The sequence below is a fragment of the Phytoactinopolyspora limicola genome (assembly GCF_011320225.1).
GTDB lineage: Bacteria > Actinomycetota > Actinomycetes > Jiangellales > Jiangellaceae > Phytoactinopolyspora > Phytoactinopolyspora limicola.
This window is the reverse complement of record NZ_JAAOEN010000004.1, coordinates 163,145-180,803: the sequence shown is the minus strand read 5'-3', so window position 1 is coordinate 180,803 and position 17,659 is coordinate 163,145. Positions and strand designations below refer to the sequence as shown.

The 17,659-nt window shown below is 68.9% G+C and carries 14 protein-coding genes; all 14 read left to right on the top strand.

All coding sequences use genetic code 11. From position 1 onward, the window contains the following. The first annotated feature begins 194 nt into the window (after positions 1-194). The 14 genes from G8760_RS12430 to G8760_RS12365 all read left to right on the top strand — a co-directional run bounded on the left by G8760_RS12430 (position 195) and on the right by G8760_RS12365 (position 17,657). Positions 195-1,496, top strand: coding sequence for an amidohydrolase family protein (locus G8760_RS12430; RefSeq protein ID WP_166351435.1), 1,302 nt, complete (start codon positions 195-197; stop codon positions 1,494-1,496). Between the two features lie 87 nt (positions 1,497-1,583). Then, on the top strand, positions 1,584-2,381 hold the full coding sequence (locus G8760_RS12425; RefSeq protein WP_166351433.1) for a GntR family transcriptional regulator: 798 nt from the start codon (positions 1,584-1,586) through the stop codon (positions 2,379-2,381). A gap of 164 nt (positions 2,382-2,545) precedes the next feature. Continuing rightward, on the top strand, positions 2,546-3,517 hold the full coding sequence (locus G8760_RS12420; protein ID WP_166351431.1) for an acetylxylan esterase: 972 nt from the start codon (positions 2,546-2,548) through the stop codon (positions 3,515-3,517). Positions 3,518-3,692: 175 nt separating this feature from the next. Continuing rightward, complete coding sequence (locus tag G8760_RS12415; RefSeq protein WP_207782288.1) at positions 3,693-4,361, top strand: bifunctional 4-hydroxy-2-oxoglutarate aldolase/2-dehydro-3-deoxy-phosphogluconate aldolase; 669 nt, start codon at positions 3,693-3,695, stop codon at positions 4,359-4,361. Next, on the top strand, positions 4,358-5,302 hold the full coding sequence (locus tag G8760_RS12410) for a sugar kinase (RefSeq protein ID WP_166351426.1): 945 nt from the start codon (positions 4,358-4,360) through the stop codon (positions 5,300-5,302). Before G8760_RS12415 ends, G8760_RS12410 begins: the two co-directional genes overlap by 4 nt. Before the next feature lie 31 nt (positions 5,303-5,333). After that, a complete protein-coding gene (locus G8760_RS12405; protein ID WP_166351424.1) occupies positions 5,334-6,530 on the top strand; it encodes an aminotransferase-like domain-containing protein in 1,197 nt (398 codons plus the stop codon). A 401-nt stretch (positions 6,531-6,931) separates the two neighbouring features. Then, complete coding sequence (locus G8760_RS12400) at positions 6,932-8,569, top strand: amidohydrolase (protein ID WP_166351422.1); 1,638 nt, start codon at positions 6,932-6,934, stop codon at positions 8,567-8,569. 66 nt (positions 8,570-8,635) lie between these two features. Next, the gene (locus tag G8760_RS12395; RefSeq protein ID WP_166351420.1) at positions 8,636-10,246 is read left to right on the top strand and encodes an ABC transporter substrate-binding protein; all 1,611 of its coding nucleotides are present in this window, start codon (positions 8,636-8,638) and stop codon (positions 10,244-10,246) included. A 22-nt stretch (positions 10,247-10,268) separates the two neighbouring features. Next, positions 10,269-11,213 (top strand): ABC transporter permease, encoded by a 945-nt coding sequence (locus tag G8760_RS12390; RefSeq protein WP_166351417.1) that lies wholly within the window; start codon positions 10,269-10,271, stop codon positions 11,211-11,213. Then, positions 11,210-13,270 carry a dipeptide/oligopeptide/nickel ABC transporter permease/ATP-binding protein gene (locus G8760_RS12385; protein WP_166351415.1) on the top strand — a complete coding sequence of 687 codons (2,061 nt, stop codon included), beginning with the start codon at positions 11,210-11,212 and terminating at the stop codon, positions 13,268-13,270. The genes G8760_RS12390 and G8760_RS12385 overlap by 4 nt, the downstream gene beginning before the upstream one ends. Continuing rightward, positions 13,267-14,178: an ATP-binding cassette domain-containing protein gene (locus tag G8760_RS12380; protein WP_166351412.1), complete on the top strand. Its 912-nt coding sequence runs from the start codon at positions 13,267-13,269 to the stop codon at positions 14,176-14,178. The genes G8760_RS12385 and G8760_RS12380 overlap by 4 nt, the downstream gene beginning before the upstream one ends. Beyond that, positions 14,171-15,544 (top strand): amidohydrolase family protein, encoded by a 1,374-nt coding sequence (locus G8760_RS12375; protein ID WP_166351410.1) that lies wholly within the window; start codon positions 14,171-14,173, stop codon positions 15,542-15,544. Before G8760_RS12380 ends, G8760_RS12375 begins: the two co-directional genes overlap by 8 nt. A gap of 44 nt (positions 15,545-15,588) precedes the next feature. Further along, entirely contained in the window at positions 15,589-16,584 is a 996-nt protein-coding gene (locus G8760_RS12370; protein ID WP_166351408.1) for an NAD(P)-dependent oxidoreductase, read from the top strand. A gap of 251 nt (positions 16,585-16,835) precedes the next feature. Then, complete coding sequence (locus G8760_RS12365) at positions 16,836-17,657, top strand: ABC transporter ATP-binding protein (RefSeq protein WP_207782287.1); 822 nt, start codon at positions 16,836-16,838, stop codon at positions 17,655-17,657. Positions 17,658-17,659: the final 2 nt, after the last annotated feature.

The following is a 17,659-nucleotide window of genomic DNA, read 5'->3' as shown; positions in this document are numbered from 1 at the left end:
TTTCGTCAGGGCGTCAATATGTCAGGTTGTCGAGATGAACCGTTCCCGAGTCTTTCATCATCGCCGGTCCGCAAGCCATGGCCGGCGAGTGGGGAGTTGAGGAGTTTCTGCGGTTGACACATGTAAGACAAGTGCGAGTGAATATGTCTGACATGTTTAGCTCAGTCCTGACCAGATGAGCGGGAGGCTCGACCATGGGCTCCACTGGCAATCGCGCTGAGGACGTCTCGGGGCGCTCAGCCAGCGACGACGCATCCACCCTGATCATCGACAATGCCCGGCTTGCCGACGGCCGGGTGGTCTCGATCGGCATCGCACACGGCCGCTACCGGGTCGTCGCCGACGTATCCGCTGGCGCCACCACCGGCCTCGACGCCACGACCACCACGCGTATCGACGCCGGTGGCCGGCTGGTGACGGAGTCGTTCGTCAACGGTCATATGCACCTCGACAAGGTGTACACCCTGCCCCTGGCCGGCGACGGCGCACTCCACGCCTACACCGCGGGCACCATGGGGGCGGCGATGCGGTCGATCGTCGAAGACGCGTCGGCGGTGAAGAAACACTATGACCGCGGGTGGATCATGCCCAACGTGCGGCGCGCGCTCGATGAGGCGGTGTTCAACGGTGTGCTTCACGTGCAGGCCTTCGTCGACGTCGACACCACCGCCGGCCTGGAAGGGATGGAATCGGTCCTCGCCGTCCGGGAGGAGTACCGCGGGCTCGTCGACGTGCAGGTGGTCGCCTTCCCGCAGGATGGTGTGCTGCGTGACCCAGGCGCGGCCGAGCTGTGCGAACAGGCCATGCGGCTCGGCGCCGACGTCGTCGGAGGTATCCCGTGGATCGAAAGCACCAACACCGACGCCCGGGCCCATGTTGAATGGGCCTGCGCGCTGGCCCAAACCGCCGGCACCAGGGTGGCCATGCTGGTCGACGATGCCGGCGATCCATCGCTGCGCACCACCGAGATGCTCGCCGAGGCGATGATCCGGCACAGCTTGCAGGGCCGGGGGGTCGCCTGCCACGCCCGCGCGATCGGCGGGTATCCGATGCCGTCGGTGATCCGGCTGGTCGAACTGGCGCGGACCGCACGGCTGGCGTTCGTCTCCGACCCGCACACCGGACCGTTGCACCTGCCCGTGCGTCAGTTCCTCGACGACGACCTGCCGGTGGCGTTGGGGCAGGACGACATCGAGGACGCGTACTACCCGTTCGGCCGCCACAACATGCTGGAGGTGGCCTTCCTGGCCGCCCACATCCTCCAGTTCCTCTCCGGGGATGATCAGCTACGCCTCCTCGACCTCATCACCGGCCGGGCAGCCGCCGTGCTCGGCCTGCGCGGTCACGCCATAGCCGAAGGCAACGCGGCCAACCTATGTATCCATCACAGCGAGCGCCTCGTCGACGTCCTGCGGGAACACACCCGACCCCGGTGGGTGATCCGGGACGGCAGGGTCGTCGCGGAGTCCGAAGGTCATTCGCGAATCCACCGGTGAGACAGCCGAGTGGGCGGGCAGGTGTCCGCAGCAAGCGGTTCGATCGAGGGGTATCGTCGGCCCCGACCGCGGGAAGGGGATGGTGTTGTGGCGGAGCAGCCGGTGCCGGGGAGTCTGCGGTCGTCGTGGCTCGAGGAGCAGTTGCGCGACATCTGGGGTGAGGCCGCCCGCCAAGGCGGAACCATGCCGAGTGAGCCGGCTCTCGCGGCCACTCTCTCGAGCAGCCGCCCAGCCGTGCGTGAAGCGCTGATCCGGCTGGAAGAGCGGGGCTACATTCACCGTCGTAAAGGCGCCGACACCGCCGTCAACACCTCCCTGCTCGACATCCCGGCCCGTTTCGACCGCCGGATCGACAAAGCCGACCTGATCGCCGCGATGGGCCGCACCCCCTCGGTCGACGTCCTCGCCACCGAGATCGCGCCCATCACACTGGACGAAGCCCAGGAGTACCAGATCGCGCCGGGAACACCCGTGCTGCGGGTGACCAAGATGTGGTCGGCCGACGGGATGCCGGTCCTGCTCGCCCGCGACTCGGTCCCCGTATCCCGGAGAGTGGACACCGCCAAGGTCGACGCGGCCAAGGTCGACGCGGCCGCGGTCGACCCGGCCGCGGTCGACCCGGCCGCGGTCGACCCAGCCGAGCCGATGGTCGAGCTGGCCATCACCCTCACCGGCGAGCGGGTGGAGTGGGAGATCGTCTGGCCGCGGGCCGACGCGTTGGACGATGCCGACGCCGCCGCCGTCGGCCGGCCGGCCGGAGAGCCGGTGCTCGCGCTCGACGTCACGGGGGTGACCCGGACCGGGGAGATCTGCTACTGGACGTCGGAGTTTCACCTGCGTGGCGCGTTCCGTTATGCCATGGTGCGCCGGGCCGACTGGCGGTGAGGAACAGCGACGAGCAGGTGAGCCGCCGGCGACGTGGCGGGATTCGGTGGGAACTGGCGGAAAACGGCGGGGGTAGGCGGCAGTGCCGCGAAACTCATGACCTAGGCTGCCATCGCATCTACCAGAACTCTGCGACGTCGTAGACCCGTCCAGGAGGAACCGCCGTGCCGTTGTTCGACAAGCCGCTGTCCGAGTTGCGTGAGTACCGCCCCGAACGTGTCGAGCCGTCGGACTTCGACGCCTTCTGGACACGCACGCTGGCCGAGGCCCGTGAGTTCCCACTCGATGCCCAGTTCACCCCTTACGACGCCGCCCTGGCGTTGGTCGACGTGTTCGACGTCCGGTTCGCCGGATGGGGCGGGCAACCGGTGGCGGGGTGGTTCATCGTCCCCGCGGGGGCCACCGAGCCGCTGCCGACGGTGGTCACGTACATCGGGTACGGCGGTGGCCGTGGCCTGCCACATGATTGGCTGACCTTGCCGGCCGCCGGGTACGCCAGCTTCGTCATGGACACCCGCGGGCAAGGATCGGCCGGTACACCAGGCGACACCCCCGACCCGGTGGGTGGCGCGAACCCGCAGACCCCCGGCTTCATGACCCGCGGCATCCTCGACCCGGACGACTACTACTACCGGCGGGTGTACACCGACGGGGTGCGCGCGTTCGAGGCGGCCGCCCAGCATCCTCTGGTGGACGCCGAGCGCATCGTGGTCAACGGCGGCAGCCAGGGCGGCGGGATCGCCCAAGCGGTGGCCGGATTGGTGCCCGGCCTGGCTGGCGCCAGCATCGACGTGCCCTTCCTGACCGGCTTCCGGCGCGCCACGGAGATCACCAGCCGCGGCCCGTACAACGAGCTCACCACCTACCTGTCGATCCACCGTGACCATGAGGAACAGGTGTTCCACACGTTGTCGTACGTCGACGGGACGAACTTCGCGGTGCGCGGAACCGCGCCGGCGCTGTACAGCGTCGCCATGATGGACGCGGTGACTCCACCGTCCACCGTGTTCGGCTCGTACAACCACTACGCGGGTCCGAAGGAGATCCGGGTCTGGCCGTACAACGAGCACGAGGGTGGGCAGACGTTCCAGATCCGGGAGCGCCTGCACTGGCTGCGCGGCCTGTTCAAAGGCTGATCCCAACGCTACCCGGACGCCCGCCCTCGCTTTCCAGTTGTCCGGCCTGACAACGCAGCGGGGGCGGGGAGGGGGTGGCGCGGCCGGGAGTGGACCGGCGCACCGAGGTATGGACACCCTCACCCCGCCGCGACCGGCGGGAGCTAATGTGAGGGGGTCGAGAGGAGCATCAACCGTGACCTACGTCGACGTCCCCCATCGGGTCGAGCCGAGCCGCCAGCTGCGCGAAACCGGGGTGATGGCCATTCTGCGGGCCAGCTCCGCCGAGCGCTTCGGCGATATCAGCCGGGTGCTGGCCGAGTCCGGTGTCACCTGCCTCGAGATCACGTTGACCTCGCCCGGTGCGGCCGAGGCGATCGCCGCGGCGCGTCGTGATCTGCCCGAGTACGTCGACGTCGGCGCCGGGACCGTCACCACGGCCGACGAGGCCCGCGCCGTACTCGAGGCCGGGGCCGACTTCCTCGTGTCGCCGTCGGTGGAGCTCGACGTCATCCGCACCGCGGTCGACGCCGGTGTGCCGGTGTATCCGGGCGCGCTCAGCCCCACCGAGATCATCACGGCGTGGCGGGCCGGCGCCAGCGCGGTGAAAGTGTTTCCGGCATCAGCGGTGGGGCCGTCGTACTTCAAGAACGTCGCTGGCCCGTTCCCGCAGGTGCGGCTGATGCCCACCGGCGGCGTCGCACTCGACCAAATCGGCGACTGGATCCGCGCCGGCGCGGTTGGGGTCGGGCTGGGGGGCCCGCTACAGGGTGATGCCGCCGAGAGCGGTGATCTCGACGCGCTGGCCGCACGGGCCCGCCGTGCCCTGGACGAGGTCCGTCGAGCCCGTGGAGACTCCGCATGACCGGGGGACTGGTCACTCTTGGCGAAACCATGGCGTTGGTGTCGGCGGTGCAGGTTGGTTCGTTGGCCAACCACCGCGACATGCGGCTGTCGGTGGCCGGGGCGGAGACCAACGTCGCCATCGGGGTGTGCCGCCTCGGTTCGCCGTCGGCGTGGATCAGCCGGCTCGGCGACGACGGTTTCGGCGAGCTGATCCAGCGTGAACTCCGGGCCGAGGGGGTACGGGCGATCGTCCGGGTCGACCCCACCCGGCCCACCGGGCTGATGATCAAAGAACGTCCCAACGCACTACGCACGCAGGTGCGGTACTACCGCGCCGGTAGTGCGGCGTCGGCCATCACCGCCTTCGACATCGACACCGACGTCATCGCCGACGCCGACGTCCTGCACGTCACCGGGATCACACCGGCGCTCGGGCCCGGCCCGGCATCGGCGGTCCAACAGGCCGTCGACACCGCCCGGCAGCACAACACCCTGGTGTCGCTGGACCTCAACTATCGGGCCAGCCTGTGGAGCCGCGAAGAGGCCCGCGCGGCATTAACCCACCTGGTGGAGCGCGCCCACGTGGTGTTCGCCGGGCCGGAAGAGGCGTCGCTGGTCGTGCCGGACGGGCCCGTGGAGGAGCTCGCGCCGGCGCTGGCCGAGCTCGGTCCCACCCAGGTGATCATCAAAATGGGCGCCGAGGGTGCCTATTCGTTGATCGACGGGCAGGTGCGCAAGACACCGGCCGTCGCGGTACCGGTGGTCGACACCGTTGGTGCCGGCGACGCGTTCGTCGCCGGTTACCTGGCCGAGTGGATCGCCGGCGAGCCCGCCGAGCAGCGCCTGCGCACGGCCGTGGCGGCCGGGGCGTTCGCGTGCACCACCCTCGGCGACTGGGAGGGCCTGCCGGTGCGGGCCGACCTCGAAGGGTTCGGCCACGGCGACGCGGTGCGACGATGAACGGCGACGGTCGTGGGGTCAAGGTGCGACGATGAACAGCGACGGTCGTGGAGTCAACTGGTCGGCGCGGGCCGCCCGCCGGACCACCCGGCTGCGTCCGTCGTCCATCCGGGAGATCCTCAAGCTCACCCAGACCGGCGAGGTTATCTCGTTCGCCGGCGGACTGCCCGCAGCCGAGTTGTTCCCGGTGGCGGCGGTGCGTGCGGCCACCGATCGCGTGCTGACCGAGCGCGGCCGGGCGGCGCTCCAGTACAGCACCACCGAGGGTGACGCCGGACTACGCGAGTGGATCGCGGCGCGGCACCCGCAGGTGGGGATCGATGGCGTGCAGGTTGTCTCCGGGTCGCAGCAAGGCCTCGACCTCGTGGCCAAGTGTTACCTCGACCCCGGAGACTCCGTGGCGGTGGCTGCCCCTACTTATCCGGGTGCGCTGCGTTCGTTCGAGCCGTACGAGGTCCGGTTCCAGCCGGTGAAGATCGACGACGACGGTATCGTGCCAGAGTCGCTGGAGGCAGCCCTGGCGGCCGGCAGCACTCTGATCTATGTCATCCCCAACTTCGACAACCCCACGGGGGCCAGTCTCAGCGTCGAGCGGCGGCACGCCGTCGTCGAGTTGGCCCGGGCGTACGGCGTGCCGATCATCGAGGACGATCCCTATGGCGAGCTGCGCTTCGATGGCGCCGAGCTGCCCCGTCTGGTCGATCTCGCCCCCGATGTGGTGATTCACGCAGGCACGTTCTCGAAGACACTCGTGCCGGGGTTCCGGCTGGCCTGGCTGGTGGGCTCGCCGGCGGCGCTCGACCCGGTGGTGCGTGCTAAGCAGGCCGCCGATCTCCACACTTCCACGTTTACCCAGTTCATCGCCTTGGAGATCGTCCGTAGCGGCCTGCTGGAGGAGCAGGTCGACAAGGTCCGCGATCACTACCGGGGCCGGCGGGACCTAATGCTCGATGCCCTGGACCGGGAGCTCGGCGATCCGGCGCTCGGATTCCGGTGGACCCGCCCGTCCGGCGGGATGTTCATCTGGGTGAGTGGCCCGGACAGCCTCGACACCACCGCCCTGGCGCGGGCGGCGATCGCGGCGGGGGTGGCCTATGTTCCGGGGGAGGCGTTCTACCCGGAACCTGGACAGGTCAGCGGCCTGCGGTTGAGCTATTCGGTCGCCTCGCCAGATCAGATCGAGTCGGGAATCGCCCGGCTCGGGCACATCCTTCGCCAGGGAACCTGACCGCCCGCGTCGCGCCCCGCCCTGCCCTGCCCGCCTCCCGCCCCGCCCCGCGCCTCTCCCCGGCCCCCTCTCCCCGGCCCCCGTCCCCGTCCCATGATCATGAACACTTTGCCGTGCTATCACACGGCAAAGTGTTCATGATCATGGGACGGGGACGGGGGTGGACGGTCGGGAGGGCGGATGACCTCAGTACGTCCGCTGGAGCTGCGTGATTCGTAGCAATCGTTTGTGGTCGTAGGCCCCAAAGTAGGCGGCTGCGTCAGCACATTCGGGGAGTAATCCCCGCAAATGAGCGATAGGTGTCACAAAATCATGGCTGCAAACGATTGACATTCGCTGGTCGTCGGTGACACGCTGCTCGGAAGCGACGGGCGGGACGCGTGTTGCTACGGGAGGTTTCGATGACCGAACAGTCCGAGCTGATCGTGCACAACGGCCGGATCACCACCCTGGCCAATGACGGAACGCCGCCTGAGGTGGACGCTCTGTTGATCAGTGGCGGCCGAGTGCGTTACGCGGGCGACACCGCTTCAGCTCGTGAGCTGGCCGGGCGCGGTGCCCGGGTGCTCGACGCCGGCGGCCGCCGGATCGTGCCCGGCCTGATCGATGCCCACTGTCACGTCGTCCGCGCCGGCCGGACCTGGAACGACGAGATCCGGTGGGAAGACACCACCGACCTCGCCGGCGCCCTCGGACAGATCGCCGCCGCCACGCGCACCCGCCCCCGCGGGCAATGGCTGACCGTGGTGGGCGGCTGGCACCCCGACCAGTTCGCCGAACGGCGCGGCCCCACTCGCGCGGAACTCGACCAGGTAGCACCGGACCATCCAGTTCTCGTGCAATGTATGTACAGCTGGGGGATGCTCAACTCGGCCGGCATCCACATGGTCGATCTGGACCGCGCGGTGGCCGACGGAGTCGACCCCGGCGACGTCGATACCGGAGACGATGGCCGTCCCACGGGTGTGGTGCGAGGTATGGCCGCGCTGCGTTGGCTGTACTGGCAGCTGCCGGAGCCGCCTCCGGAGCAGCAGGTCGCCTCCACTATCGCGGCATCGCAGGCGCTGAGCCGCTGCGGATTGACCGGTGTGATCGACGGTGGCGGCACCAACACCGGGCCGGATGCCTATCATGCGCTGTACGCGGCGTGGCGTTCCCGGCAGCTCACGCTCCGTGTCCGTACCACGGTGCACGCTTCTCGGCCCGGTGCCGAGCTGAGCGAGATCGGTGGGTACCTGCGGTACCTCGCGCCCGGGTTGGGTGACGACATGCTGCGGGTGCTGGGTATCGGCGAGGTGGTGCACTATGCCATCCACGACGGTTTCCACCGTGCTCCAGATCTGTCGGAGGCCACCCTCGACGAGGTGTTCGGGATCTTCCTCGACTGCGCCCGGCGGGGCTGGACCGTCCAACTCCACGCGATCCGGCCCGACACCATCGATACGGCGCTCGACTTGTGGGAACGGGTGGCCAAAGAGGTCGACATCTCCCGCCTGCGCTGGGCGTTGGTGCACGGTGAGGGGCTGACGGCGGCCACCGTGCAACGGATGGCGGCGCTGCAGGTGGGAGTACTGGTGCCGGCGCTGCTGCGCTTCGAGGGGGCTGACCTGGTGGCCGCCTGGGGTGCGGAGCGGGCCGCCGCCGCGCCCCCGCTGGGCACCCTGGCCGACGCTGGTGTCCGGGTCGGCGGCGGCACCGACGCCATGCGGGTTGCGTCGTACAACCCGTTCACCGCCCTGCACTGGTACGTGACCGGACGCACCGTCGGCGGCGACCAACTCCGTTCCGCGGAGCATCTGCTCAGCCGGGACGATGCGTTGCGGCTGTACACCGAACAAGCGGCCTGGTTCAGCTTCGAGGAGGACTGCCGGGGCCGGCTGCAGCCGGGCATGCTGGCCGACCTCGTTGTCCTCGACCGGGATTACTTCACCGTCGCCGCGGACGAGATCACCGCGACGCAGGCCGACCTCACGCTGGTCGGCGGCGAACCGACGTGGTGTTCGCCCGCCTTCGACGGGGCCTTCGCGCACCACACCTGACCCACCGGCGCGGCCGAGTCCCGGCCGTGCCGATCGAGCCTTTTGACATGCGCACATGGAGGGGCCATGAGAGCTCGCGCGATCGTGAGACGGGGCCGGCCATTGGCCGGCCATTCCAAGAGCGCCGCCGGCGTGGTGGCGTTGCTGGCCGCTACGAGTTTGGTGCTCGCCGCCTGTGGCGGGGACGACGGTGGTGGTAGCACGGACGCCGCCGACGACGGTCCCGCCGCGGGTGGACCAGCCGCCGACGGGCCGCAGGGCACAATCGTCGCCGGCAGCCGGTTCACCTTGGACACCTGGGAGAACCTCGACAAGCCGAACACCACCTACGTCTCGATCATCTTCGAGGGGTTGGTGCGTTTCGCCGCCGACGGCATCACGGTTGAGCCTCGGCTGGCCACCGAATGGGAGGAGACCGCCGAGTCGGTGACGTTCACGTTGCGCGACGACGTGGTGTTCCACGACGGCACCCCGTTCGACGCGGAGGCGGTCAAGGCGAACTTCGAGCGGATCCGGGATACCCCGAGCCAGTGGTCGGTGATGTTCGACCCGGTGTCGGACATCGTCGTCGACGACACCCACCAGATCACCCTGGAACTCAGCCGGCCGGCACCAACCCTGGTGAACCAGCTGGCCGACCGGGGCGGATACATGCACAGCCCGGTCACCATCGCCGAGGACACCATCGCCACCGATCCCGCCGGCACCGGCCCGTTCCGGTACAACGCGGCTGAGTCGGTGCGCGATACGAAGGTCGTGGTCGACTACTTCGAGGACTATTACGAGCCGGAGAGTGTGGGCCCGGAGCGGATCGAGGTGCTGTACATTCCGGAGCCGGACGCGCTGGTCAACGCGTTGGCCACCGGCCAGGTCGACGTGACGGAGCTGAATCCGAACCAGCGTGACCAGGTGGAGGCGCAGGGCTTCGAGACACTCTGGTACCCGGGGTTGCGGTACCGGTGGTTGTTCTTCGACCGGCGCGACGCCTTCGCCGACCCGCGGGTGCGGCAGGCCGTCTGCCACGCGATCGACACGCAGTCGTTCCTGGACGGCCAGTACGCGGGCCTGGGGGAGACCTACGACCAGCGTTTCGATGCCGGGCAGCCCGGCTACAACGGCGACGTCAGTGCCTACCCACACGACCCCGAGCGGGCCCAGCAGCTACTCGACGAGGCCGGGGTCGACGACCTCGCGTTCACCTTCCCGGTCTTCCCTGGTCAGGATCAGATGGGTGAGCTGGTCCGCAGCCAGCTCGGTGCCGTGGGGATCGACGTCGAGGTGGAACGGATGACGGTGCCGCAGTACTTCAGCACCTTCGACAGCGGCCGGTACGCCGCCGCGATCAACACCAGCACCCAGGAGAACTCCGGCCCATGGGACTATTACCGGTTCCGTTTCAGCCCTGAGGGGGCTGGCAACCCGCTGGGTGTCGAGGTGCCGGAGCTCGACGCGCTGGCCCAGGCGGCGATCGACGAGTCCGATGAGGCCCAGCAAGAACAGCTCTGGCAAGAGATGACCCAGTACATCCACGACGAGGCCCTGGACTGCGGATTCTTCAGCATGACCATGGTGTTCGGCTGGGATGGCGACAAGGTCGCGGGGATCGAACCCACCAGGTTCGCGCCGTCGGCTTTCCGCTACTGGGAGGCACAGGTACTCGACCCGGACGCGCGGTAGTCGGCGAGGGACGGATACCACGATGGGCAAGTTGCTCCTCACCCGGCTGGCCTCCCTCGTGCCGCTGTTGTTCCTGGTCGCGGTGTTCGTGTTCTTCCTGATCACGCTGATGCCGGTCGACCCGGTGCGGCAGATCGCGGGGGAGGGGGCTTCCCCGGAGCAGCTGGAGGCGTTGCGCACCGAACTCGGCTACGACCGAGCTCTGCCTGTTCAACTGCTGAGCTGGCTGGGCAACGCCGTCCAGGGGGATCTCGGTACCTCGCTGTTCACCCAGCGAGGGGTGGTGGAGTCGGTCCTGGAGCGGCTGCCGGTGACGGCCCAGCTGGTGGGTGGCGCCATGCTCATAGCGTTGCTGATCGGCCTGCCGGCCGGCGTCTACAGCGCCCTGCGGGCCGGTTCGCTGGCCGACCGGGCGATGACGGCGCTGGCCTCGCTCGGCCTGGCGATGCCTGGATTCTGGCTGGCGTTGCTGCTGGTGCTGATGTTCGCGGTCTGGCTCGGCTGGTTCCCGGTGATCGGATACACACCCTTCGGCGACGACCCGGTTCAATGGGCGCGTGGGTTGGTTCTGCCCTGCCTGGCGCTGGGGGTCAGTTCGGCGGCGGTGATCGCCCGGCAGACCCGCAGCGCGATGCGGGACGTCTTGCAGAGCAACTATGTCCAGGCGCTGCGTGCTACCGGAACGCCGCGCCGGCGCATCGTGTACGGCTACGCGTTGCGCAACGCGATGGTGCCAGTACTCACCGTCATCGGCTGGGAACTGACGGTGCTGCTGGCGGTGAGTTTCGTGATCGAGCGGGTGTTCGGCATCGCCGGCACCGGGACGCTGCTCATCGACGCCGTGGTGCGCAATGACATCCCGATGGTTCAGGGCGGTGTTGTCCTCATCGCCTGCATCGTCGTCGTCATCAACCTGTCCGTCGACGTCGGCTACGGGCTGTTGAACCCGAAGGTGAGGCCGCAATGACCGATCCGGTGGCAGTGGCGCCGGGGGGAGCACCCGCCGCGGCGGCGGACCGTGCGGGGAGCCGGCAGTGGCGGATGGTGCTCGGCCGGCTCGCCCGCCAGCCGGTCACGTTGTGCTGCCTGCTGTATCTCGCGGTGGTGGGCCTGGCCGCCGTCGCGCCCGGCTGGCTGGCGCCGCACGATCCGTGGGAGGTCGACCTGCCCAACCGGCTGGCCGGACCAGGGGGTGAGCATTGGCTCGGCACCGACGAGCTGGGCCGCGACCAGTTCTCCCGGCTGGTGTTCGGAGCGCAGGTGGCGATCCGCGCCTCCTTCCAGTCGGTGACGCTCGCGCTGCTGGTGGGGATCCCGGTCGGGTTGTTCATCGGCTACCTGGGTGGCTGGTGGGACCGGGTGACGATGCGCCTGATCGACATCGTGGCGGCAATCCCGACGCTGCTGTTCGCCTTCGCCATCATCGCGCTGCTGGGCCGCGGTCTGACCAACGCGATGCTGGCGATCAGCATGGTGTTCGCGATCAACTTCGCCCGGATCACCCGCGGTGGTGTGCTGGTCGAGCGGGAGCAGCCGTACGTCGATGCGGGACGGGTCCTCGGCCTGTCCCGGCGCCGGATGATGTTCGGGCAAATTTTGCCGAATGTGGCCGCGCCGCTGGTCGTGCAGGCGTCGATCTTCCTCGGCATCGCACTGCTTTTCGAGGCGATGCTCAGCTTCCTCGGCCTCGGAGTGCAGACGGGGCAGGTGAGCTGGGGGCAGATGCTCGACGACGCACGGGTGTTCTCGGCTGAGCAGCCCCTGCTCCCGGTGTTCCCCGGCGTCGCCATCACGTTGACGGTGCTGATGTTCAACCTGCTCGGCGACGGGCTGCGCGACGCCCTGGGCCGGCAGGGATCGGCGGGGCCCCCGTGGGGTCGGGACGGCCGGGGTAGCCGGACCCGGTGGTGGCGGCGTGGTGCCGGCCGATCGGGTGAGCCGGCCGGCCCGAGTGAGCCGGATGACGACGGTGACCAGGCCGGGCGGGCCCAGGCTGAGCCGGCCGACCAGCGTGTGGGTGCGTGGACCACCGGTGGAGTGCGATCGCTGCTGGAGGTGCGAGACTTGCGGGTCGCGTTCCCCGCCGGCAGCCAAGGACTGATGACGGTGGTCGACGGTGTGTCGTTCGACATCGGTGACGGCGAGATCTTCGGTCTGGTGGGTGAGTCCGGTTGCGGCAAGACGCAGACATCGCTGGCGATCGCCGGTCTGGTGCCGGTGCCGGGCCAGATCTCCGGGGGTACGGTGCGGTTGGCGGGGCGAGAGCTGACCGGTCTGAGCGACCGGGAGATGGAGACCGTCCGTGGCCCGGACGTCGGGATGATCTTTCAAGATCCGCTGGCGGCCTTGTCTCCGGTGCACCCGGTGCGCCGCCAGCTCACCGAGCCGTTGCGCCGCCACCTCGGACTGAGCCGGGCCGCCGCCGCTGACCGGGCCGCCGAACTGCTCGACTTGGTGGGGGTGCCCGACGCGCGCCGGCGGCTCGACGACTACCCGTTCCAGTTCTCCGGCGGGATGGCGCAGCGGGTGGTGATCGCCACCGCGCTGGCCTGTGAACCGAAGCTGTTGATCGCCGATGAGCCCACGACGGCGCTGGACGTGACGATTCAGAGCCAGGTGTTGGACGTGCTGCTCGATCTGCGGGACCGATTCGAGATGTCGATCATGATGATCACCCATGACCTTGGGGTGGTCGCCGACGTGTGCGACCGGGTGGCGGTGATGTACGCCGGCCAGATCGTGGAGACCGCCCCGGTCGAGCAGTTGTTCACCACACCGCGGCACCCGTACACGGCTGACCTGTTGCGCGCCACCCCACACCCGGATCAGCCCGGCGACCGGCTGCCATCGATCCCGGGAACGGTGCCGAGCCCGGATTCCTGGCCAGCCGGCTGCCGGTTCCAACCGCGTTGTTCCTACGCCGTCGAGGCGTGCGGGGAACAGGCGGTGCCGCTCGTCGATGGGATCCGTTGTCTGCGACACCAGGATGTGGCCGACATGCTGAGCGCGGGGGTGTACCGGTGAACGGGGTGGCCTTGGCAAACCAGGGGCCGGCGCCGCTGTTGCGGGTCGATCGGCTACACGTCGACTACGAGGTCGGCCGGGCCATCGGGGGCTGGCCACCGGGCCGGCGGCGCACGCGGGTGGCGGTGCGCGACGTGAGCTTCGAGATCGCGTCCGGGGAGACGTTCGGTCTGGTGGGTGAGTCGGGTTCGGGCAAGAGCACCACGGGGCGGGCCATCCTGCGGTTGGTCACGCCGGCGGCGGGGGCGATCGCCTTCGACGGACGGGAGATCACCACGCTGGGCAAGAACACCCCGATGTGGTATCGACGGGCAGTCCAGGTGGTGTTCCAGGACCCTTTGGCGTCGTTGAACCCCCGGCATCTGGTGGGCAACATCGTGGAGCAGGCCGTCGGGCAACGTTCCGACGCCCCTGGTCGGGCTGGCCGGCGCCGGCGGGCCCGCGAGTTGCTGGACCAGGTCGGGCTGGCCGGCCGGCACGCGGAGCGGTTCCCGTATGAGTTGTCCGGCGGGCAGCAGCAGCGGGTGGCGATCGCCCGCGCGTTGGCCGTCGACCCCCGACTGATCATCTGCGACGAGGCGGTCAGCGCTCTGGATGTGTCGACCCAGGGCCAGATCGTGAACCTGCTCGGTGACCTCCAGCGTGAGCTGGGCCTGAGCCTGCTGTTCATCTCCCACGACCTCGCCGTCGTCCGGCACCTAAGCCACCGGGTCGGGGTGCTGCGGCTTGGTGAGCTGGTGGAGTCCGGCCCGGCCGATCAGGTGTACAACGAACCCCGCCATCCCTACACCCGAAGCCTGCTGGATTCGGTTCTGGTACCGGATCCGGTGGCGCAGCGTGAGCGCCGGCTGGCCCGGCGAACCCGAGCCGTGCCGCGGCTCGACGATCTGGAGGAGGAGCATGACTGACACCCGGTGGCCCGACCCGGACGGTACGCGGCGCGTGCTGATCCGCGGCGGGCAGGTCATGACCATGGACGAGCGGCTCGGCGATTTCACCCCCGGCGAGGTGCTGGTTCAGGGCGACACCATCGTCGCGGTGGACCATCAGGTGCCGAAGGACGAGGTGGGGGAGGTCGACGAGGTGATCGACGCCACCGGGATGGTGGTGCTACCCGGGCTGGTCGACACCCACATCCACCTCTGGCAGACGCCGCTGCGTGGCCTGGCCAGCGAGTTGTGGAAGGGGGAGTACTTCGAGCAGGTGCTGCCCTACCGCAACCGGTATCGCCCCGACGACATCTACGCCGGTGGGTACGCGGGCGGCCTGGAGTTGTTGTCCAACGGGGTGACCACCGCGCTGGACTTCTGCCACTGCCTGGCGTCGCCGGCGCACTCCGATGCGGCGGTGGCCGGCCTGATGGACTCCGGGATGCGCGGAGCACACGGATATAGCCTGCGAGACCGTCCGGTGGGCGGGTTCGGCGGGCACGCCGCCCGGCTGACCGACGCCGACCGCGTGGCCGGGGAGATCGGCAAGCGGGGTGGTGGCCGGGTCGGCCTCATGCTGGCGTTGAGCGATCGCGAGACCGTCGACCTCGACACGAGTGTGCGCGAGGTGGCCTTCGCCCGGGAACGCGGCCTGCGCATGACCATCCACTCCAACTTCCCCGGGCAGATCACCGAGATGAACGACGCCGGGTTGCTCGGCCCCGACCTGGTGGTGGTGCACGGCAACGTCTGCACCGACGACGAACTGGTGATGCTCGCCGACGCCGGATCGTTCCTGTCGGTTACCCCCGCGGTGGAGATCGGCCTCGGGTCCCCGTTCACCGTACTGGGGCGGGCGTTCCGGCGTGGCGTCCGCGTGACCTGGGGTTGTGACATCCCCAGCTACGTCGACGCCGATCTCTTCGGCCAGCTTCGGCTCGGCTTCCATTTGCAGGGTTTCGTCGACGGTGCCACCGACCGGGCCGAGGGACGAACCGGACGGCGCCGGCCGGGACTGCCGACTCTGACCCCGCACGACATTCTGCGCTTCGCCACCCGGTACGGGGCGGCCGCGCTCGGGCTGGACGAGAGGATCGGCAGTCTGACCCCGGGCAAACAGGCCGACCTGGTGATCCTACGGACACCACCGGGAGGTCCGTCTGTCTGTGGCCTGGCCGCACATGTGCTGCTCCAGTCCGGCGCCCGGGATGTCGACACCGTGATGGTCGCCGGTATGACCCGGGTTCGTGGCGGTCACGGCCCGGACGAGGACATGGGCCGAGCCGACGAGTTGGTGCGCGATACCCGGCACCATGTGCTGGCCGAACCCGTTCCAGCGGAGTAGTCCGTTAGCAAACGATTGCCGTCGACGTTGATCGCGAGGTAGCCATGAATCTGAGTCCCAAGGACACTGTCGACAGCCACCCGGAACCGCGGCCGCAAGGTGCCGGTGGCGCCGCCGGCCTGACTGACCCCAAGGTCGGCTGGATCGGGCTCGGCCGGATGGGAATGGAGCTGGCCCAGCGGTTGCTGGCGGCCGGACTCGACGTCGCGGTGTGGAACCGGACGGCGGCGAAGGCACAGCCCCTCGTCGAACGCGGAGCGCGCGCGGTCGAGACGCCGGCCGATCTCGCCGCCTGCGACGTCGTCGTGACGATGGTGTCCGCCTCGGACGTCTTGGAGGAGGTCACACTGGGCGAGAAGGGGTTGTTCGCGGGGTCCGGCAGCGCTCCAGCCGTGCTGATCGACTCGTCGACGGTGTCGGCGCAGGCGTCGCAGCGGGTGCGCGAGCGAGCCGCGAGCCGCGACTGCGCCCTGGTGGCGGCGCCGGTCAGTGGCAACCCGAAGGTGGCGCGGGCCGGCCGGCTGTCGGTGGTGACGTCTGGGCCACGAGCCGCCTATGAGCTGGTGTTGCCGGTGCTGGAGCTGTTCGGTGAGTCCGTGACGTACGTGGGAGAGGGGGAGCGCAGCCGGTTGGTCAAGATCTGCCACAACCTGCTGCTGGGGGTTACCACCCAGGTCTTGGCGGAGACACTCGTGCTGGCCGAACGTGGCGGGGTGCGGCGATCGGCCTACCTCGACTTCCTCAACCACAGCGTGATGGGGTCGGTGTTCTCCCGCTATAAGACGCCGGCTCTGGTCAACCTCGACTACACGCCGACGTTCACCAGCCACCTCCTGCGCAAGGACCTAGAGCTCGGCCTCGACGAGGGGCGGCAGTTGGACGTTCCGCTGCCGGTGGTGTCTCTTGTGCACCAGTTGGTGACCCAGTTGAGTACGAGTGAGTTGGCCGACGCCGACTTCGCCGCACTGCTCACTCAACAGGCCCGGGCTGCCGGGGTGGAGCTGGAGCCAGAAGACGTCGACGTCTCCGACTGCCTCTGAGCGTGCTCCCACCTCCTCAACCTCACCCCTCAAGCCCCGGTGATCGTTGTCGGATTCGCGTCGCTCCTCGCCGGTGATCGTTGCTGGATTTGCGTCGCCATGGCGACGCAAATCCAGCAACGATCACCGAGGGTGAGGGCGGAAATCCAGCAACGATCACCGGGGAGGTGATCTTGTGCAATCGTTTGTAGCCATGGTAGCCTGCAAACGATTGTAGCCACTCCGGTCTGCTCAGCCCGAGAGGAGTGACGGTGCGATCGACCCCACGCGACATCAACGCCGTCCATGATCCAGCGGCCGCCACGAGCCGCATCCAGATCCGCGGCCTAGGCAAATACTTCGACGAGTTGTGCGTATTCGACGACATCGACCTCGACGTCGGCAGCGCCGAGGTGGTCACCCTCGTCGGGCCCTCGGGTTGCGGCAAGACCACCCTGCTGCGATGTATCGACGGACTCGTGGCGCCGAGTACCGGCGAGGTCCGGATCGACGGCGCGCCGGTGGTCGAGCCTCCGGAAGGTGTCGCCGTCGTCTTCCAGCACTTCGGACTGTTCCCATGGAAGACGGTCTTCCGCAATGTGGCCTACGGGTTGCGGATGGCCGGTGTGTCGAGGCGGGCCATCGCCGAACGGGTCCCCGCGTTCATCGAGCTCGTCGGACTCCGGGGATTCGAGAACTCCTACCCGTACCAGCTGTCCGGGGGGATGCAGCAGCGGGCCGGGCTGGCCCGGGCACTGGCCGTCGAACCAAAAGTTTTGCTCATGGACGAACCGTTCGGCGCGCTGGATGCCCAGACCCGTGAGGTCCTGCAGTTCGAGCTGCTCCGGATCTGGGACACCCGGCCCACGTCGATGGTGTTCGTCACCCACTCCATCGACGAGGCGGTGTTGATGGGTGACCGTGTGGTGGTCCTGAAAGGCCGGCCGAGCACCGTCCATCAGGTCATCGACGTGGACCTGGCCCGGCCTCGGACCCGGGCCACCACCACCGACCCCCGGTTCCACGAGCTACGAGAACAGGTCTGGAACCTCGTCATGAGCACACCCGACGACCACAACAGCGTCGAAAGGTAACG

What these genes read in the sequence shown, in the direction of transcription:
- G8760_RS12430 (WP_166351435.1), top strand. Translation starts at nt 195, where the DNA reads ATGGGCTCCACTGGCAATCGCGCTGAGGACGTCTCGGGGCGCTCAGCC.
- G8760_RS12410 (WP_166351426.1), top strand. Translation starts at nt 4,358, where the DNA reads ATGACCGGGGGACTGGTCACTCTTGGCGAAACCATGGCGTTGGTGTCG.
- G8760_RS12405 (WP_166351424.1), top strand. Translation starts at nt 5,334, where the DNA reads ATGAACAGCGACGGTCGTGGAGTCAACTGGTCGGCGCGGGCCGCCCGC.
- G8760_RS12400 (WP_166351422.1), top strand. Translation starts at nt 6,932, where the DNA reads ATGACCGAACAGTCCGAGCTGATCGTGCACAACGGCCGGATCACCACC.
- G8760_RS12395 (WP_166351420.1), top strand. Translation starts at nt 8,636, where the DNA reads ATGAGAGCTCGCGCGATCGTGAGACGGGGCCGGCCATTGGCCGGCCAT.
- G8760_RS12390 (WP_166351417.1), top strand. Translation starts at nt 10,269, where the DNA reads ATGGGCAAGTTGCTCCTCACCCGGCTGGCCTCCCTCGTGCCGCTGTTG.
- G8760_RS12385 (WP_166351415.1), top strand. Translation starts at nt 11,210, where the DNA reads ATGACCGATCCGGTGGCAGTGGCGCCGGGGGGAGCACCCGCCGCGGCG.
- G8760_RS12375 (WP_166351410.1), top strand. Translation starts at nt 14,171, where the DNA reads ATGACTGACACCCGGTGGCCCGACCCGGACGGTACGCGGCGCGTGCTG.
- G8760_RS12370 (WP_166351408.1), top strand. Translation starts at nt 15,589, where the DNA reads ATGAATCTGAGTCCCAAGGACACTGTCGACAGCCACCCGGAACCGCGG.